Annotated in this window: 13 protein-coding genes and 1 pseudogene; 2 read left to right on the plus strand and 12 right to left on the minus strand. The window is 73.4% G+C overall.

Annotation, left to right across the window (positions count from 1 at the left end; translation table 11 throughout):
- Positions 1-68: 68 nt before the first annotated feature.
- Positions 69-1,331, minus strand: a complete 1,263-nt coding sequence (locus B5P21_RS15070; protein ID WP_045526422.1) for an MFS transporter — start codon at positions 1,329-1,331, stop codon at positions 69-71.
- 70 nt (positions 1,332-1,401) lie between these two features.
- On the minus strand, positions 1,402-2,202 hold the full coding sequence (locus B5P21_RS15075; protein ID WP_045526420.1) for an NAD-dependent epimerase/dehydratase family protein: 801 nt from the start codon (positions 2,200-2,202) through the stop codon (positions 1,402-1,404).
- Positions 2,203-2,379: 177 nt separating this feature from the next.
- Between B5P21_RS15075 and B5P21_RS15080 the strand changes: the two genes are divergently transcribed.
- Complete coding sequence (locus B5P21_RS15080) at positions 2,380-3,342, plus strand: IS481-like element IS1122 family transposase (RefSeq protein WP_045530803.1); 963 nt, start codon at positions 2,380-2,382, stop codon at positions 3,340-3,342.
- A gap of 10 nt (positions 3,343-3,352) precedes the next feature.
- Here the strand turns inward: B5P21_RS15080 and B5P21_RS15085 are convergent, their stop codons facing one another.
- The 8 genes and pseudogenes from B5P21_RS15085 to B5P21_RS15120 form a co-directional block, all read right to left on the minus strand.
- Positions 3,353-4,123 (minus strand): ABC transporter ATP-binding protein, encoded by a 771-nt coding sequence (locus B5P21_RS15085; RefSeq protein ID WP_045526418.1) that lies wholly within the window; start codon positions 4,121-4,123, stop codon positions 3,353-3,355.
- Positions 4,120-5,159, minus strand: a pseudogene (locus B5P21_RS15090) (FecCD family ABC transporter permease). The gene B5P21_RS15085 and the pseudogene B5P21_RS15090 overlap by 4 nt, the downstream one beginning before the upstream one ends.
- 32 nt (positions 5,160-5,191) lie before the next feature.
- Positions 5,192-6,247: an ABC transporter substrate-binding protein gene (locus B5P21_RS15095; RefSeq protein WP_045526416.1), complete on the minus strand. Its 1,056-nt coding sequence runs from the start codon at positions 6,245-6,247 to the stop codon at positions 5,192-5,194.
- Between the two features lie 65 nt (positions 6,248-6,312).
- Positions 6,313-6,525, minus strand: a complete 213-nt coding sequence (locus tag B5P21_RS15100; RefSeq protein ID WP_133064203.1) for a hypothetical protein — start codon at positions 6,523-6,525, stop codon at positions 6,313-6,315.
- A gap of 67 nt (positions 6,526-6,592) precedes the next feature.
- Entirely contained in the window at positions 6,593-7,612 is a 1,020-nt protein-coding gene (locus B5P21_RS15105) for a LacI family DNA-binding transcriptional regulator (RefSeq protein ID WP_045526413.1), read from the minus strand.
- Positions 7,613-7,703: 91 nt separating this feature from the next.
- Positions 7,704-8,609, minus strand: a complete 906-nt coding sequence (locus tag B5P21_RS15110) for a carbohydrate ABC transporter permease (protein WP_246865310.1) — start codon at positions 8,607-8,609, stop codon at positions 7,704-7,706.
- On the minus strand, positions 8,606-9,556 hold the full coding sequence (locus B5P21_RS15115; RefSeq protein WP_236688758.1) for a carbohydrate ABC transporter permease: 951 nt from the start codon (positions 9,554-9,556) through the stop codon (positions 8,606-8,608). Before B5P21_RS15115 ends, B5P21_RS15110 begins: the two co-directional genes overlap by 4 nt.
- Positions 9,553-10,839 carry an ABC transporter substrate-binding protein gene (locus B5P21_RS15120; RefSeq protein ID WP_201775083.1) on the minus strand — a complete coding sequence of 429 codons (1,287 nt, stop codon included), beginning with the start codon at positions 10,837-10,839 and terminating at the stop codon, positions 9,553-9,555. Before B5P21_RS15120 ends, B5P21_RS15115 begins: the two co-directional genes overlap by 4 nt.
- 183 nt (positions 10,840-11,022) lie before the next feature.
- On the opposite strand from B5P21_RS15120, the gene B5P21_RS15125 reads away from it, so the two are divergent.
- Entirely contained in the window at positions 11,023-13,356 is a 2,334-nt protein-coding gene (locus tag B5P21_RS15125; protein WP_045526411.1) for a beta-L-arabinofuranosidase domain-containing protein, read from the plus strand.
- Positions 13,357-13,419: 63 nt separating this feature from the next.
- Here the strand turns inward: B5P21_RS15125 and B5P21_RS15130 are convergent, their stop codons facing one another.
- The gene (locus B5P21_RS15130) at positions 13,420-13,992 is read right to left on the minus strand and encodes an NADPH-dependent FMN reductase (RefSeq protein WP_045526409.1); all 573 of its coding nucleotides are present in this window, start codon (positions 13,990-13,992) and stop codon (positions 13,420-13,422) included.
- A 122-nt stretch (positions 13,993-14,114) separates the two neighbouring features.
- Complete coding sequence (locus B5P21_RS15135; RefSeq protein WP_045526407.1) at positions 14,115-17,105, minus strand: glycoside hydrolase family 2 TIM barrel-domain containing protein; 2,991 nt, start codon at positions 17,103-17,105, stop codon at positions 14,115-14,117.
- Positions 17,106-17,145 lie beyond the last annotated feature (40 nt).

A 17,145-nucleotide genomic window follows, 5' to 3' on the forward strand; every position in this document is an offset into this window, starting at 1 on the left:
CGCATGACGTCCGAGGACGGAGGCTCCGGGCGCGGATACGACTGTGGAGGAGGACCGGGGCGACCGGATCAGGCCGCGACGGGCGCCGGCACGCGCTCGTCCCGCGGCATGCGCAGCAGCGCGTACGCGGAGGCGGCGAGCAGCAGCGCGGCGCCCGTCGCGAAGGCGACCGGGTACGAGAACGCGTCCGCGAGGAAGCCCGCGACGAGCGGGCCGACGATGGCGCCCAGGTCCGACACCATCGAGAACACGGCGACGGGACGACCGCTGCGGGCCCCCGCGGCGTCGCCCACCGCGGCGGCCGGCGCCGTGCCCATGAACGACGCGGCCGCGCCGTACACGCAGAGCAGCACGGTGAGCACGACCATGTCGGGGGCGAACGGGATCGCGATCATCAGCAGCCCGGCGACCCCGTACGCGCCGACGATCGCGGGACGCCGCCCGACCGTGTCGACGAAGCGGGCGGCGGGCGCGAGCGCGAGCGCCTGCACCACGGCGGCGCACGCGAACGCGATGCCGGTGGCCGACGGATCCGCGCCGATCACGGCCACGACGAGCAGCGGGATCAGCGCGCTGCGGACGCCCATCGACGCCCACCCGTTGCCGAGGTTCGCGAGGAGGGCCGCCCGGTAGCGCGGGTCGCGCAGCACGCGGCCGAACGGGATCACGACCTCGTCCGCGCCGGTCGCCGGGACCTCGCGATCCCGCGGCCGGAGCAGCAGCAGCCCGATGACGCTCGCGACGGCGAGCGTGGCCGCGTAGAAGAAGAACGGAGCGGTGAGCGAGATGGTCGCGAGCACGGCGCCGAGCGCGGGCCCCGCCATGCCGCCGATGAGGAAGCCGCCCTGGTAGAAGCCGATCGCGCGGGCGCGGCGCGTGGGATCCGTCGAGCCGAGCAGCAGCGTCATCGCGGCCACCGAGAACATCGCCGACCCGATGCCGCCCGCGCCGCGGAGCAGCAGCAGCTGCACGTAGTCCTGCGCGAGGCCCGCGAGGCCGGAGGAGACCGCGACGATCCCGATCCCGACCGCGAGCACGGTGCGCTCCCCGCTCCAGTCGATGAGGCGCGCGACGAAGGGGCTCATCACGAACCGCATGAGCGCGAAGGCCGAGATCACCGCGCCGACCTCGAAGCTGCCGACCCCGAAGCTCTCGGCGTAGACGGGCAGCACGGGCACGACCACGCCGAAGCCGACCATCACGAAGAACGCGATGACGCCGAGGACGAGGACGTCGCGCGGGAGCCTCGCACGCGGGGCGCGGGGTCCGCGGCCGGGGCCGGGGCCGGACCCGGGGGTGCGCGCGGATCCCGCACGTCGGAAACCACGCATGCGTTCAGCTTACGACCGGCAGAAGGGGGTCCCCCGACCGCCGCCGCGCCCCACGCCCGGGATGTCCGCCTCACCCCATGTCGGAGCCCAGCTCGACCTCCGTGAAGATCGAGCCGAGCAGCACGCCCGCGGGCGGCGAGGTGTCCGCGCCGAGCTCGGGGAAGCGGTGCGCGAACACCTCGGCGTCGTCCTCCGGGTGGTAGCCGATCGCCTCGCCCGCCGCGAGCGACACCCAGCGGCGCGTGTTGCGGGAGACGCCCCACACGATGCGGTGGCCGGGCTCGTCCCACCGCAGCACGGCCTCGACGAGCCGCGCCGCGTCCCCCGGCGAGAGCCAGGTCGAGACGCTGCGGGCCTGCGACGGCTCCGGCTCGGCCGTCATGATCCGCACGCTCACCACGACGTGCCCGTGCCGGTCGGCGTACATGCTGCCGAGCCCCTCGAGCAGCACCTTGCTCAGGCCGTAGAACGTGTCGGGCCGGGGCGCGGGCACGTCCTCGCGCGCGGCCTCGGTCGCGGGCAGGAAGCCGACCGCGTGGATGGAGCTGGCCGCGAGGATCCGCGGCACCCCCGCCCGCACGACCGCCTCGTGCACCGCGTGCGCGCCGTCGTTGTTCACGGCCTGGATCGCCTCCCACGGCCGCTCGGCCGCGTGCGCCGCGAGGTGCACCACGAGGTCGGATCCGCGGAACGCCTCCGTGCACGCGACGACGTCTGTCGTGTCGACGATGGCCGAGGTCTCCCCCGACGCGAGCGGCGTCGGCGGGGCCACCACGTCGAGCAGCCGCAGCTCGTGCCCGGCGGCGACGAGCAGCGGGCGGATGCTCGTGGCGATCCGGCCGGATCCTCCCGTGATCGTGATCGTGGCCATGTGGATCCCCTCGTCATCGTCGACGCGCCGCGCGGCGCGGCCGTCCTCCCATCCTGGGCGACGGGCGGCGACCCGCCTAGATGTACCCGGCCATGACGTTGGTGACACTTCGGGGCGTGTGAGGAGGCCTCCTGGCTTGATGGAGCTGTCTAGTTCTGCCACTGCCAGGAGGCCTCGATGTCCCACGCTAATGCTCGTCTGACGGTTCACGGGAGGGTTCTCCTCGTGCGGCGGGTGGTCGAGGATCGTCGGCCGGTCTCGCATGTCGCGCGCGAACTCGGTGTGTCGCGTCAGTGCGCGCATCGGTGGGTGAATCGGTTCCGGTCCGAGGGTTTCGAAGGCTTGTCGGACCGGTCCTCGAGGCCGAGACGGGTGCCGACGAGGACGAGCCCGGAACGAGAACGAGCCGTCGTGGAAGCGAGGACCCGATTGCGATCAGGTCCTGCCCGGTTGGCGCCGGTGACCGGTGTTCCAGCCCGCACGATCTCCCGCATCCTGCGGCGGCACGGGGCACCGCCGTTGGCATGGTTGGACCCCGTCACCGGGGCCGTGATCCGGGCATCCCGGTCGACGGCAAACCGGTACGAGCATGAGCATCCCGGCGACCTGATCCACGTCGACGTGAAGAAGCTCGGCCGGATCCCGGACGGCGGCGGCTGGCGGGCGCATGGCCGCAGCGAACAGGTTCGTGGTCGTGGGATCGGGTTCGATTACGTCCACGCCGTGGTCGATGACCACACCCGCCTCGCCTACGCGGAGATCCACCCGGACGAGAAGGGCGTGACCGCGGCAGGGTTCCTGACCCGGGCCGCGGCGTACTTCGCCGAGCACGGCATCACCCGCATCGAACGGGTCCTGACGGACAACGCGTTCGCCTACCGGCACTCGGCCGCGTTCCAGAACGCGGTCACGCAGCTCGGTGCGAGGCAGAAGTTCATCCGCCCGCACTGCCCCTGGCAGAACGGCAAGGTCGAACGCTTCAACCGCACCCTCGCGACCGAGTGGGCCTACCGGCAACCCTTCACCAGCAACCAAGCCAGAACCGACGCCCTTGATCCGTGGATCCAGCACTACAACACTGAACGAATCCACTCGAGCCACGGGCTGACGCCCGCGGCCCGAGTGTCACCAACGTCATGACTCAGTACACCTAGAGCGGCGCCGCGTCGAACAGCACCTGCGTGCAGCCGCGCGCCGCGTCGTGCGTGACGAGCGCGCGCACCCCGTAGACGTCGGCGATGAGCTCGGCCGTGAGCACCTCGCGCGGATGCCCGCCCGCCACCACGCGCCCCTCGCGCAGCACCAGCACGCTGTCGCAGAACATCGCCGCGAGGTTGAGGTCGTGCAGCGCGACCACGGTGGTCACCGGCAGGTCGCGCACGAGCGCCAGCAGCTCCAGCTGGTGCCGGATGTCGAGGTGGTTGGTCGGCTCGTCGAGCAGCAGCTCGCGCGGCTCCTGCGCGAGGGCGCGGGCGATGTGGGCCCGCTGCCGCTCGCCGCCGGAGAGCGTCCGCCAGGCGCGGTCGGCCTTCGCCTCGAGCCCGACGTGCGCGACCGCGCGGTCGATCGCCGCCCGGTCCTCCGCCGTGTCGCCGCCCAGGAGCGTGCGGTACGGCGTGCGGCCGAGGCGCACGACGTCGCGCACCACGATGTCGACCTCGGTCTCGCCGTGCTGGGTCACGGTCGCCACGCGCCGGGCGACCTCGCGTCGGCGCAGCCCCGCGAGGTCGGCGCCGTCGAGCGTCACGCGGCCGGAGTCCGGCGACGCAGCCCCCTGCAGCAGCTTGAGCAGCGACGACTTGCCCGAGCCGTTCGGCCCGAGGAGCCCCACGGTGGATCCGGGCGCCGGCTCCAGCGTCACGTCGTCCACCACGATCCGCCCGCCCCGCGACCAGCTGACGCCCCGCGCCTCGAGCGTCATGCGCGCCCCCGGTTCCGCATCAGCAGCAGCATGAACACGGGCACGCCGACGAGCGCCGTGCCGACGCCCACGGGTAGAGGCGTGGGCGCGAACGCCAGCCGCGAGACCGCGTCGACCCACACCATGAAGACGGCGCCGAGCACGATCGTGGCGGGCACGACGCGCGAGTGCCGCTGGCCGAACAGCAGCCGCGCGGCGTGCGGCAGCACCAGGCCGACGAACCCGATGGCGCCGGCGATGCTCACGAGCGTCGCGGTGAGCAGCGCGGTCACGACCAGGAGGATCGTGCGGGTGCGGCCCACGTGGATCCCGGCGAGGACGCCACCTCCTCCCCGAACGCGAAGGCATCGAGCGAGCGGGCGTAGGCGGGGCAGACGACAGCGCCGACCGCGACCACGGAGACGCTCAGCCCGACCTCGTCCCAGCGCATGCCCTCGAGGGATCCGAGGAGCCAGAACGTGATGCCGCGCGTCTCATCGGAGTCGGCGAACGCGAAGACCACGAGCGAGGTGAGCGCGGAGAAGAGCTGGGTGCTGGCGACGCCCGCGAGGATGACGCCGGCCGTGCCGGCCGATGAGAACCGCGCGAGCAGCAGCACGAAGCCGAACGCCACGAGCGCGCCGATGAACGCGCCGCCCGACATGCCGATCGCGCCGCCGCCGAGGCCGAGCACCCCGATGAGCACGGCACCGGTGGAGGCGCCGGAGGAGACGCCGAGCACGAACGGATCCGCGAGCGGGTTCCGCAGCAGCGACTGGAGCACGACGCCGCAGAGGCCGAGGCCCGCGCCGCACGCCGCCGCGACGAGCGCGCGCGGGAGGCGCTCCTGCCAGACGATGGCGTCCTCCGAGACGCGCACCGGGATCTGCGCGGCACCCAAGTGGTTGAGCAGGATGTCGCGCACGTTCACGAGCGACACGTCGGCCGGTCCGAGGGTCACGGCGATGCCCACCGAGAGCGCGAGCGCGACGATCCCGAGCACGACCAGCAGCCCGATGCGCAGGGCGTGCGGGAGCGCGCGCACCCGCACGGCGATCGGCGAGGCCGCGACCCGCGAGGCCGGGGCGCTCAGAGCCGGTCCCCGCGCGCGTCCCACCAGGCCCGGATCTTCTCGAGCCCGTCCACGAAGCGGATCGACGGGTTCAGCTCGGCGCCGTGCAGCGCCACCATGCGGTCCTCCTTCACGGCGGTGAGATCGCGCGTGAGCGGGTCGCTCGTCAGGAAGTCGATCTTGTCCTGCAGCTTGTCGCCGGGGAAGCGGTCCCGCTGGAGGTCGCCGAGCACGAGGATGTCCGGGTCGCGGTCGACCACGGTCTCCCACCCGGTGGCGATGAAGTCGTCGCGCACCTCGGGGAACGCGTCCGTGAGGCCGACCTGACGGGACAGCAGCGCGGTGGCGCCGAACCCGCCGCCCATGTACGGCGTCTTCGTGTCGGCGAACCAGTACATGAGCTTCGCCCCACGGAGGTCCATCCCGTCGGTGGCCGCCGCCGCGCGCTGCTGGAGCGACGCGACGAGCGCCTCGCCGCGGTCCTGCACGTCGAAGACCTCGGCCATCTCGCGGATCTCCTGGTAGAGCGCGTCGACCGTGAGCGGGGTCGTGCGCTGACCGCCCCCGTTGATGCTAATGTCGGAGTCGCAGTCCGTGGGCGAGAGGTAGGAGAGGATGCCCGTCTCGTCGAGGCGGTCGCGCGTGACCACGCCGCCCGTGGCGTAGTGCCGGCCGAAGGACGCGGTGACGAAGTCGGGGTCCGCGCCGAGGAGCACCTCGTAGGTGGGCGCGTTGTCGGCGAGGCGCGGCACCTGCGCGTTCGCGTCGGCGAGCGAGTCGAGCACCGGATCCGTCCACGACGCCGTGCCGACCATGCGGTCCTGCAGGCCGAGCGACAGCAGGATCTCGGTGGAGTCCTGGTCGAGCGACACCACGCGCTGCGGCGCCTGGTCGACGGTCACGTCGTGCCCGCAGTTCGACAGCGTCAGCGGGTAGGTCGTCGACCCCTCGCCCGTCTCGGCGACGGACGCGGCCGGCACCTCCTCGGAGGCGCCGCACCCGGTGAGGGCGACGAGCACGAGGCCCGTCACGGCGGTGGCGGTGAGGCGAGCGAGGGCGCGAGCGCGGGGCATGGGTCTCCTGGGGTCGAGGCCGACATCGGCCCGGCGGGGAGCCCGGGCCCCGGGTAAGCCTAGCCTTACCTCACCGGGCGACTCGACCCCGCCTCCACGACCGGGCGGGCCTCCCGCCGTGGTCGCCGGGACACCGCTCGGTGGACGACGGCGAGGCCGATCAGGAGGACGGCGTAGAGCACGAGCGACCACGCGGAGGGGACGAGCGAGAAGCAGATCACCCCGAGGACGAGCGGCACCATCACCGCGACCCCGAGGGGGATGGGCTTCCGATCCATGGCGACGACCATACCGAAACGTCGGCGCCGGCGCGATCCCCGTGAGCGGCGGGCGTCGACGACCGGATCAGCGCCCGCGCGCCACCGTCGAGCCGCGCACGATCAGCTCGAAGGCCATCGTCTCGGTGCGGAACGCGCCCGCGTCCGCGCCGCGCTCGATCCGCTCGGCCAGCATCTCGACCGCCCGTCGCGCGATGGCCCGCCGACCCGGCGACACCGTGGTGAGCGGGGGCTGCGCGAAGCGGGAGTCGGCCGTGTCGTCGAGGCCGGCGACGGCCACGTCCTCGGGCACGCGGAGGCCGCGCTCCTGGAGCATCCACTGGGCGCCGAGCGCGAGGGAGTCGTTGAAGCCGAAGACGGCGTCGAGCTCGACCCCGTCGTCGAGGAGGCGGGCCATCGCGGCGGCGCCGGACTCGCGGCGCCAGGGGCCGGGATCCACCTGGAGGCGCGGGTCGACGGGGATGCCTGCCGCGGCGAGCGCCTCCTCGGCCCCGCGCTGCCGGAGCGCGGATCCGGACGGCTCGTCGGCGTCGCGCACGCCGATGAGCGCGATGCGCCGCCTCCCGGTCTCGACGAGGTGCGCGACCGCGGCGCGCGCGGCGTCGCGGTCGGCGATGAGCACCTGGTCGGCGAGGCCCTCGAGGAAGCGCTGGCCGATCATCACGAGCGGCACGTTCAGGTCGATGACGCCCGCATCCTCCTGGTGGAGGGCGAGCGGCTCGTAGATCACGCCGTCGAGCACCTGGCGATGCAGTCCGGACAGCGCGCCGATCTCGCGGTCGCGCCGCCCCGCGGTGGTCTCGACGAGCACGCTGAGGCCGAGCTCGTCGGCGGCGTCGATGACGTCCTGCGCGAGCGGCGCCAGGTAGGCGCTGTCGAGCTCGGGGATCACGAGCGCGATCATGCGCGACCGGCCCGAGCGGAGGTTCCGGGCGGACACGTTCATCCGGTAGCCGAGCTCGGCGACGGCGGCCGCGATCCGCGCGCGGGTCTCGTCGCGCATGTAGGGGTAGCCGTTGAAGTAGTTGCTGACGGTCTTGATGGAGACGCCCGCGGCCTGGGCGACGTCGCTCATCGTGGCCGCCATCCGCTCCCCCTCGTCCGGGCGCCCGCCGCGGATCCTCGTCCGGTGCCGACGCACGCCTCCCCCAGCCTGGCATGCGGCGCGGGTGGCGGCCCTACTTCACGGCGCCGCTGATGAGGCCGGCCACGTAGTACCGCTGGAGCAGCAGGTAGAGCACGACGCACGGGAGCACCGTCACGGCGACGCCCGTCTGCATCAGCCCCCAGTCGACCGCGTTGTTCTGGCCGGCCGAGAGGATGTTGAGGCTCACCGGCAGCGTGTACAGGCTCTGGTCGGTGATCAGGATCAGCGTCGCGAAGAAGTCGTTCCACGCCGAGAAGAAGGTGAGGAGCGCCGTCGACACGATGCCCGGGATCGCGATGGGCAGCATGACGCGGCGCATCGCCTGCAGCGGCGTGTTCCCGTCGATGAGCGCGGCCTCCTCGAGGCTCGCGGGCACGGCGGCGAACGAGTTGCGCATGAGGCAGATCCCGAACGGCAGGTTGAAGGTGGCGAGCACGAGCGCGAGGCCGACGAGGCTGTTGTCGAGGTCGAGCTCGATGAGCGTCAGGAACAGCGGCGTGATGATCGCCTGGAACGGGATCATGAACGTGATCAGCACCACGAAGAACACCACGTCGCTCCCCCGGAACGGCAGGCGCGCGAACGCGTAGCCGGCGAGCGTCGAGACCACGATGGTGATCGCGGTCACGAGCAGCGACACGAAGACGCTGTTGCGGAGGCTGGTCATGAGGTCGAGACCGCCGGTCGGCGTGAGGAGCCGCTGCACGTTGCCGAGCCCGATCGAGCCGTCCTGCGCCGTGAGCGCGGTGCCGAGCATGATCCCGAGCGGGTAGAGGAAGAGGAGCGCGACGCAGCCGCACGCGACGTACCAGGCGAGGCGCGGCATGGAGGCGCGGACGGCGCCGAGGCCGCGGGCGTCGCGTCCCCGGAGCTCCCGGGCTGGCGCGCCGTCGGCGGGGGCGGAGGAGGCAGGGCGGGTGGGGGCCTGGGTGCTCATGCGTGGTCCGAGTTCCGGAGGAGCAGCATCTGGGCTGCGCTGACGAGGCCGAGGACGACCATGAGGATGATGGAGAGCGCGGCCCCGTAGCCGAGGTCGAGCCGGATGAACGAGGAGCGGTAGATCTCGTAGACCGCCGTGATGGTGCCGTTGTCCGGCCCGCCCGCGGTCATGATGTAGAACTGGTCGAACGCCAGCAGGGACCCGGCCACGCTGAACACCAGCACGAGCGCGAGCGTCGGCCGCAGCAGCGGCAGCGTGATGTAGACGAACCGCTGCCACCGGCTGGATCCGTCGATGTCCGCCGCCTCGTTCACCTCCTGCGGGATCGACTGGAAGCCCGAGAGCAGGAGCAGCATCTGGAGCCCGGCGGACTTCCACGCGACCATGCTCACGACCACGAGGAACGCGGTCACGGATCCGCCGAACATGTTCGTCGACACGTCCACGAGCCCGACCCCGGCGAGCGCCTTCATCGTCGGCCCGATCACCGGCTGCCACATGAAGAGGAAGAGGTAGCTCGCGGAGGCGAGCCCCACGACCACGGGCAGGAAGAAGATCGACTGGAAGATCCGAGCCGTGCGCGTGCGGCGCTGGATGAGGAGCACCAGCACCAGGCCGATCACGAGGAGCACCGGGGTGACGATCGCCGTGTACACGAGCGTGAAGCCGACGGCCTCGAGGAACGCGGCGTCCTGGAACGCCTCGACGTAGTTGGCGAGCCCGGTGAAGGCGCGGTTGCCGAGCAGCGGCCAGGTGTACGTGCTCATCGCGATGGTGCGCATCAGCGGCCAGATGAAGAACGTCACGAGCATCGCGAGCGCGGGCAGCACCAGGAGGATCCCGGTGCAGCGCCGCCTCCTCGCCATGCCGCCGCGGTCGCGCACCGCGCTGCGGGCCGGGGACGCGACGGCGCCCTCCAGCCGGGTGATCACGGGTGCGGTCACTTCTCGTCCTCCTCGACGTAGACGACGGAGTCGAGGATGCGCTGCGCCTCGGCCTGGGCCTCGCGCTGCGCCTCCGGGATCCCGCCGCCGAACACGGACTGCGAGATCAGGTTGACCCAGACCCCGTTGTTGTCGTTGAACAGCTCGTTCTCGACCGGGCTGAAGGGCACGTGGCCGACCCGGAGCGCGTCCGCGAAGACGGCGTAGCGCGGGTCCTGCGGCACGTACACGTCGTCGAGCAGGTCGGTGCGGATGGGCACGACCGACTGCTCCGCGAGGATCGTCTGGGCCTCCTCGCCCGTGGCCCACTCGACGAACTCCCACGCCGCGTCGACGTCGTCCGAGCCCTCGAGGATGGCGAGGGTGTCGCCGCCGCCGAACGACGCGGATCCGCCGTCCTTCCCGGGCAGCGGGGTGACGCCGAAGTCGACCGTCCCGCCCGCGACGAGCGAGCCCATGGTGGCGGTGCCGTCGGCGATCATGCCGACCGTGCCCTGCTGGAACGCGGTCGCGGTGTTCGGGCCGGCGTCGGTGCGGGCGAGGGACGGCATGCTGCCGTCGGTCCACATCCCGCGGAGGAGCTCGAGCCCCTCGGTGACCTCCGGGCTGTCGAGGGTGGCGGTGCGTCCGTCCTCCGACAGCACGTCGCCGCCGCCGCCCCAGATCAGCGGCGTGAAGCCGAAGATGAGGCAGCCGCCGCACGCGCCGGGGATGGAGTACCCGTAGGTGCTGTCGCCGAGCGCCGTGATGGCCTTGGCGGCGGCGCGGATCTCCGCGTGCGTCGACGGCGGATCCTCCGGGTCGAGCCCCGCCTCGGCGAAGAGCGTCTTGTTGTAGAAGAGCACCGAGACGTCGCCGGTGAACGGCACCGCGTACGTGCGGTCGTCGAACGACGAGACGGACGCGTGGGCGGGGCTGAAGTCGTCGGCGTAGCCGAGCGCGTCGACGCGGTCGGTGATGTCGACGAGCGCGCCGGCCTGCGCGAAGTACGGCGTGAAGACGAGGTCGAGCGCGGCCACGTCCGGCGGGTCGCCGCCCGCGATGGAGGTCGCGAGCTTCTGCACGTAGCTGGGCGACGGCACGAGCGTGATCTCGACCTGCGTCTCGTGCGTGGCGTCGTAGGCCTCGGCGAGCGGCTCGACGAGCGCCTTCTCGTAGTCGCGGATCCAGAGCGTGACGGTGCCGTCGTCCGAGCCGCCGGATCCGGCGGAGCAGCCGCTGAGCGCGAGGCCCGTGATCATCAGGGTCGCCGCGGCGCCCATCCTCGTCGTGGTCCGCGTCATCGCGCTCCTCGTGTCCGTGGCGTGTCGGCCCCGAGGGGCTCGGCCGCAGGGCCGCACGCGCCGCCATGGCGCCTTCTACATCGTTGTACTAGATTATGTGCATCGATGTACTGCTCGTCAAGGGCGGATCGACCGGGGCCCGGCACCGCCGCCGCCCCCGCACCCCGAGAGCCGAGGATCCCGATGACCGCACTCCACGTCCCCGCGCATCCCGCCGTGTTCGGCGCCGTCCAGGGCTTCCCGCTCTCCGCCGTCCGCCCCGGCGACGGGCCGCTCCGCCACGCGCAGCTGACCGACGTCGAGTACGTGCTGCGCCTGGATCCCGACCGGCTGCTCGCGCCCTACCTCCGGGAGGCGGGCCTCGACTCCCCCGCGCCGAGCTACGGCAGCTGGGAGGCGATCGGCCTCGACGGGCACATCGGCGGCCACCACCTCTCCGCGCTCGCGCAGCTGCACGCCGCCACCGGCGACCCGCGGCTCCTGCCGCGGCTCGAGCACATGCTCGACGTGCTCGAGCGCTGCCAGGAGGCGGCCGGCGACGGCTGGCTCGGTGGCGTGCCCGACGGCCGCGCGTTCGGCCGCACCATCGCGGAGGGCCGCATCGAGGCGGACACCTTCGACCTCGAGGGCAGGTGGGTGCCGCTCTACAACCTGCACAAGACGCTCCGCGGGCTGCTGCACGCGCACGAGCACACGGGATCCGCGCGGGCCCTGCGCATGGCCGTCGGGATGGCCGACTGGTGGCTCGGCGTCTCGTCGCACCTCGACGACGATGCGTTCGAGGGGATGCTCGCGACCGAGCACGGCGGCATGTGCGACGCGTTCGCGACGCTCGCGGGGATCACGGGACGCGACGACCTGCTCTCCGAGGCGCGGCGGTTCGCGCAGCGCGCCCTCGTGGATCCGCTCGCCGCCGGCCGGGACGAGCTCGACGGGCTGCACGCGAACACGCAGATCCCGAAGGTCATCGGCCTCGAGCGCCTCGGCAGGATGACGGGCGACATGCGTCTCCTGGCCGCATCGGACGCGTTCTGGGACTCGGTCGTGCACCGCCGCAGCGTCGTGATCGGCGGCAACAGCGTGCGCGAGCACTTCCACCCGTCGCGCGACTTCGCGCCCATGGTGCTCGACGAGCAGGGGCCGGAGACCTGCAACAGCTACAACATGCTCGAGCTCGCGCGGCTGCGGTTCGAGCGCACGGGGGATCCGGCGATCCTCGACCAGGTCGAGCGCACGACGCTCGGCCACGTCCTCTCCACGCAGCACCCCGAGCACGGCGGGCTCGTCTACTTCACGTCGCTCCGGCCGGCGCACCACCGCGTCTACTCGGTGGCGGAGGAGTCGATGTGGTGCTGCGTCGGCACCGGGATGGAGAACCACGCGCGCTACGGCGAGCAGGTGTTCGCGCGCGCGGGCGACGACGCGCTGCTGGTGGACCTCTACGTGCCGGCCGAGCTGGACTGGGCCGCGCGCGGGATCCGGGCGCGCATCGAGGGCGACGTGGTGCGCACGGGCACGGCGACCGTGACGATCGCGGCCTCCGCGGAGGCCGAGCTGGAGCTGCGGCTGCGGCGTCCCGGCTGGGCGACGTCCATGGAGGTGCGCGTCGGCGGAGAGCCGGTCGCCGTGGTGCCCGCCGCCGCCGCCGTGCCGATCCGCCGCACGTGGTCCGGCACGACCGTCGTCACCGTGCACCTCGGCATGGAGGTGCGGGCGGAGGGGCTGCCCGACGGATCCGCGTGGACGTCGTTCCGGTACGGACCCGTGCCGCTCGCCTCGAGGGACGGCCGGGACGGGCTCGTGGGATCGCTCGCGGAGGACTCGCGCATGGGCCACGTGACGCCCGCGCCGAAGGTGCCGCTGGAGCGGACGCCCGTGATCACCGCGGCCGACCCCGCTGGCGCCGTCACGCTCGTCGACCGCTCCGCGCTGGCGTTCCGGCTCGACGCGTGGCGGGACGGTGAGCGGGTGGCGGTCGCGCTCGAGCCGTTCCCGGGGATCCACGACGAGCGGTGCACGCTGGTCTGGCCGACCGGCGCCGATCCCGCCGCGCGCGCCGCCGAGCTGCGCGCGCTGGACGCCGCGGGCACCGACGGCGACGTGGTCGACGAGGTGGTCGCCGGGGAACAGCAGCCCGAGGTGGACCACGCCTTCCGCGGCGCGGGCACGCGGGCCGGCGGCGCCGACGGCGTGCACTGGCGGAGCGCGACCGGCTGGTTCTCCTACGAGCTGCGCGACCCGGACGGCACGGCGACCGCGGTGCGCGTGCGGCTGCGCCGGGAGGCGCGGGACGCCGCGGCCGGTGCCGCTGCCGTCGACCAGTCGATCCGCGTCGGCGGCGTGGAGGCGGTCGCGGACCCGCGCGAGGTGGGCGGCGAGGCCGACGACGACGCGCTCGACGTGCGGATCACCGACGCCATGCGCGCCGGATCCCCCGACGGCACGATCGCGGTGCGCGTGGATGCGGTGCCGGGCGGCCGCACGCGGGACGTGCTCGGGATCCAGCTGCGGCGCTGATCCCCGGTGCCCGACGAGGGGCCCGGACGATCGGCCCGGGCCCCGCGTCGTGCGCCGCGTCCGCTACGCGGAGACGGCCTGCAGGTTGCGCTCGATGTGCGCGTGGAACGCCTGGAGCCAGGTGAGGAGGAACTCCTCGGTGCCCGCGTTGGAGATCGCGCCCTCGGGGGAGATGAGGCCCTCGGTGGTCTGGATGTACGCCTCGGGCTGCGAGAGCTCGGGCGACGCGAGGAACGACAGGATGCTCCGCAGGTGCTGCTGCGCGACGGCCGTCCCGACCGCGCCGATGGACGTGCCGATGACCGCGCTGGGCTTGCCCTGGAACGCGTTCTCGCCGTAGGGGCGGCTCGCGAAGTCGAGCGCGTTCTTCAGCACGCCGGGCACCGAGCGGTTGTACTCGGGCGTGACGATCATGACGGCGTCGGCGTCCGCGATGGCCGCCTTGAAGTCGTTCGCGACCTCGGGGTACTCGCCGTCCATGTCCGCGCTGTAGAAGGGCAGCGGCGCGATGGGGATCTCGGTGAGCTCGAGGCCGGCCTGGGCGCCGAGGCCCTTCAGCGCGAGCGACAGGGCCCGGTTGATGGAGGTGGACGACAGGCTGCCGACGAGGTAGCCGACGCGGTAGGTGGTGCTCATGGGGTGCTCCTTCTCGCACGGATCAGTTCCATGCGCGCGCATAGAGCCTAGCGCCGGCGCGTGGGCGTCACCCGGACGTGCCCCGCTCGCGCGGATCCCGGACAGCCCGCGCGAGCACCGCCTCACCCCAGCAGCACCTCCCACGTGCGCAGCGACGGCCAGAGCGCGTGGCGCGGGAGGACGTCGGGGCCGCACGCGCGGGATCCGAGGCCGTGCTGGGCGTCGTCGAGGAGCAGGTGCAGGCCGTCCGATGCGGGCAGCTCGTGCGGGTGGCCGACGTCGGTCATCTGCTGCGGGGTCCAGCGGGAGAGCTGGAAGCCGGCGCGATGGCCGGACGCGTCGGGCACGGTCGTCACGGTGAGCGGGGTCGCGGATCCGTCGCCGACCACGAGCGAGCGCAGCCCGGGTCGGTGGCCCGTCTCCTGCGGGCGGGCGTAGGCGACCGCGAGGCCGTCGACGCTCGACGCGAAGCGGCCGACGCGCACGGCCGTGCGGCTGTCGGCGTACGACTCCCCCGGCCCCGTGCCGTGCCAGGCGACGGGATGCTCGGCGAGCGCGGCCGGCAGGTCGATGCGCACGCCGACCCGCGGCCACGTGCAGTCCCAGATCCCGAACGGCACGACCTCGGTCGCGAGCAGGAGGCCGCGGTCGGTCGCGGTCCAGCGGAACGCGACGTCGACGCCCGCGCCCGAGTGCGCCGCCTGCACGCGCATCCGCGTCTCCAGGCCACCGGCCGTTCGGGTGGATCCGAGCCGACGGTGGGTGAGCCGGTGCAGGCCGCGCTCGCGCCAGCGATCGGCCGACGGCGGCGTCTCCTCGGCGCCGCGGCCGCGCGTGAGCTCGGGCTCGGCCAGCTCGTAGGATCCCTGGCCGGCCCCGCGGTCGTTCTCGGTGGGCGCGCGCCACAGCTCGAGGCGCGGACCGCGCACGGGCACGCCGCCCCAGGCGACGAGGTCGCCGCGCGCGTCGAAGGTCCCGACGCCGAGCGCGTCGCCGTGCCAGCGTCCGGCGGGACGCGGCCGGGGCGCGGGCCGGTCGCGCACGAGCGCCTGGTGCGACGACACGACGTGCCCCGCCTCGGCCCACGGCGCGTCGTGCCGCGTGACGACCTGAACCGTCACGTGCGCCTCCTCGGCGTGCCCGGCGGCGCGCGCCTCGGCGGGCAGCGGGATCGTCGCCGCGTCACCGGCCCCGAGGGCGGCGTGCTCGAGGATCCCGCGAGCGACCTGCCTGCCGTCGTGGGCGAGGATCCAGACCAGGTCGACGTCGTCGGTGGACGCGCTGTGCCGCCGGTTCTCGACCCGCACCCCGGATCCGTCGGCCGCGACCCGCACGCGCACGGGCGCGATGACCGCCGCGAGCTCGGCGAGGCCGGGCGTGGGCGTGCCGTCGGAGAGCAGCAGGCCGTCCATCACGAAGGGGCCGTCGTGCACGGGCTCGCCGAAGTCGCCGCCGTACGCGTGGAAGGGGCGGCCGTCGGCGGTGCGCGCGAGCAGCCCGTGGTCGCGCCACTCCCACACGAAGCCGCCGTGCAGGCGCGGCCAGCGGTCGATCGCGTCCTCGTAGTCGGCCAGGGATCCGGGCCCGTTGCCCATCGCGTGCCCGTACTCGCACAGGATGAACGGCTTCGCGCGCTGCTTCGCGCCCGTCGCGCCCGTGGTCTCATGGATGCTCGCGACGGGCGTGCCGCACACCGAGTCGATCTCCTCGAGCGTCGGGTACATGCGCGAGTAGACGTCGGTGTGCTCGCCCGTGAGGTCGCCCTCGTAGTGCACGGGCCGCGTGGGATCCGCGCGCCGCACCCACGCCGACATGGCCGCGATGTTGCGCCCGGTGCCGGACTCGTTGCCGAGCGACCACATGACGATCGACGGGTGGTTGCGGTCGCGGCCCACGGTGCGCGTGATGCGGTCGAGGTAGGCGTCGCGCCAGCGCGGGTCGTCGGAGGGGTTGTCCCGCCACTCGACGTCCCAGAAGCCGTGCGTCTCGAGGTCGCACTCGAGCACGACCCAGAAGCCGAGCTCGTCGGCGATGTCGAGGAGGCGCGGGTGCGGCGGGTAGTGGGAGGTGCGGATCGCGTCGATCCCGCTCCTCTTGATCAGCTCGAGGTCGGCGCGCGCCTCGGCCTCGTCGAACACGCGGCCGCGCTCGGGGTGCGACTCGTGCCGATTGACGCCGCGGAAGGTGAGGCGGCGGCCGTCGACGAGCAGCGCGTCGCCGTCGATGCGCACCGTGCGGAACCCGATCCGCAACGACGCCGTCTCGCCCGGCGACGACACGGTCAGGTCGTAGAGGCGCGGCCGCTCGGCGCTCCACGCGTCGACCGCGGGGATCGCGACGGGCGCGACGTCGGCGGGGGTCTCCCACGTCACGTGGATCCCGAGCTCCGGAACGCGCACCACGACCGGGAACGCGCCATCCACCTCGAGCTCGAGGCGGCCGGATCCGTCGGCCGGGTCGCGGTCGGCCCGCACGCGCACGTCGTCGAGCGCGCCGGCGGGCCGGGCGAGGAGCTCGACCGGACGGAAGATCCCGGGCAGCCACCACTGGTCCTGGTCCTCGAGGTAGGAGGCGGCCGACCACTGGTGCACGCGGATCCCGAGCACGTTCGCGCCGGGCACGAGCAGCTCCGTCACGTCGATCTCCGTCGCGAGGCGGCTGCCGGTGGTCCAGCCCGCCTCGACGCCGTTGACCCAGAAGGTGGCGAGCCCCTCGATCCCGTCGGTGCGCAGCAGCACGCGTTCGGCGTCCGCGAACGACGCCGGCAGCGTGAACGCGCGCCGGTGCTCGCCGGTCGGGTTCGCGTCCGGCACGTGCGGCGGGTCGATGGGGAACGGGTACTGCAGGTTCGTGTACGCGGGCGACCCGTGGCCGTGCAGCACCCAGTGCGACGGCACCGGCAGCGTCGTCCAGCCGGCCGCGTCGAGCGCGGCGTCGTCGAGGGATGGATCCGCGACCTCCGGCGGCGCGTCGGCCCGGTCGACCGGCGCCTCCGGCAGCAGCCGGAACCGCCAGTCGCCGTCGAGCGGGTGGACGGGCGCGTCGGTCGTGAACCGGGCGCGCGGCGGCAGCCTCGAGGCGGATCCCGGGGCGACGTCGTCGAGGTGGGGCATGCGGGTCTCCGTGCTGGTCGGTGCGCCGGAGCGCAGGTGG

Origin of the sequence: Clavibacter michiganensis subsp. insidiosus (assembly GCF_002240565.1) — a bacterium.
Classification (GTDB): Bacteria; Actinomycetota; Actinomycetes; order Actinomycetales; family Microbacteriaceae; genus Clavibacter; species Clavibacter insidiosus.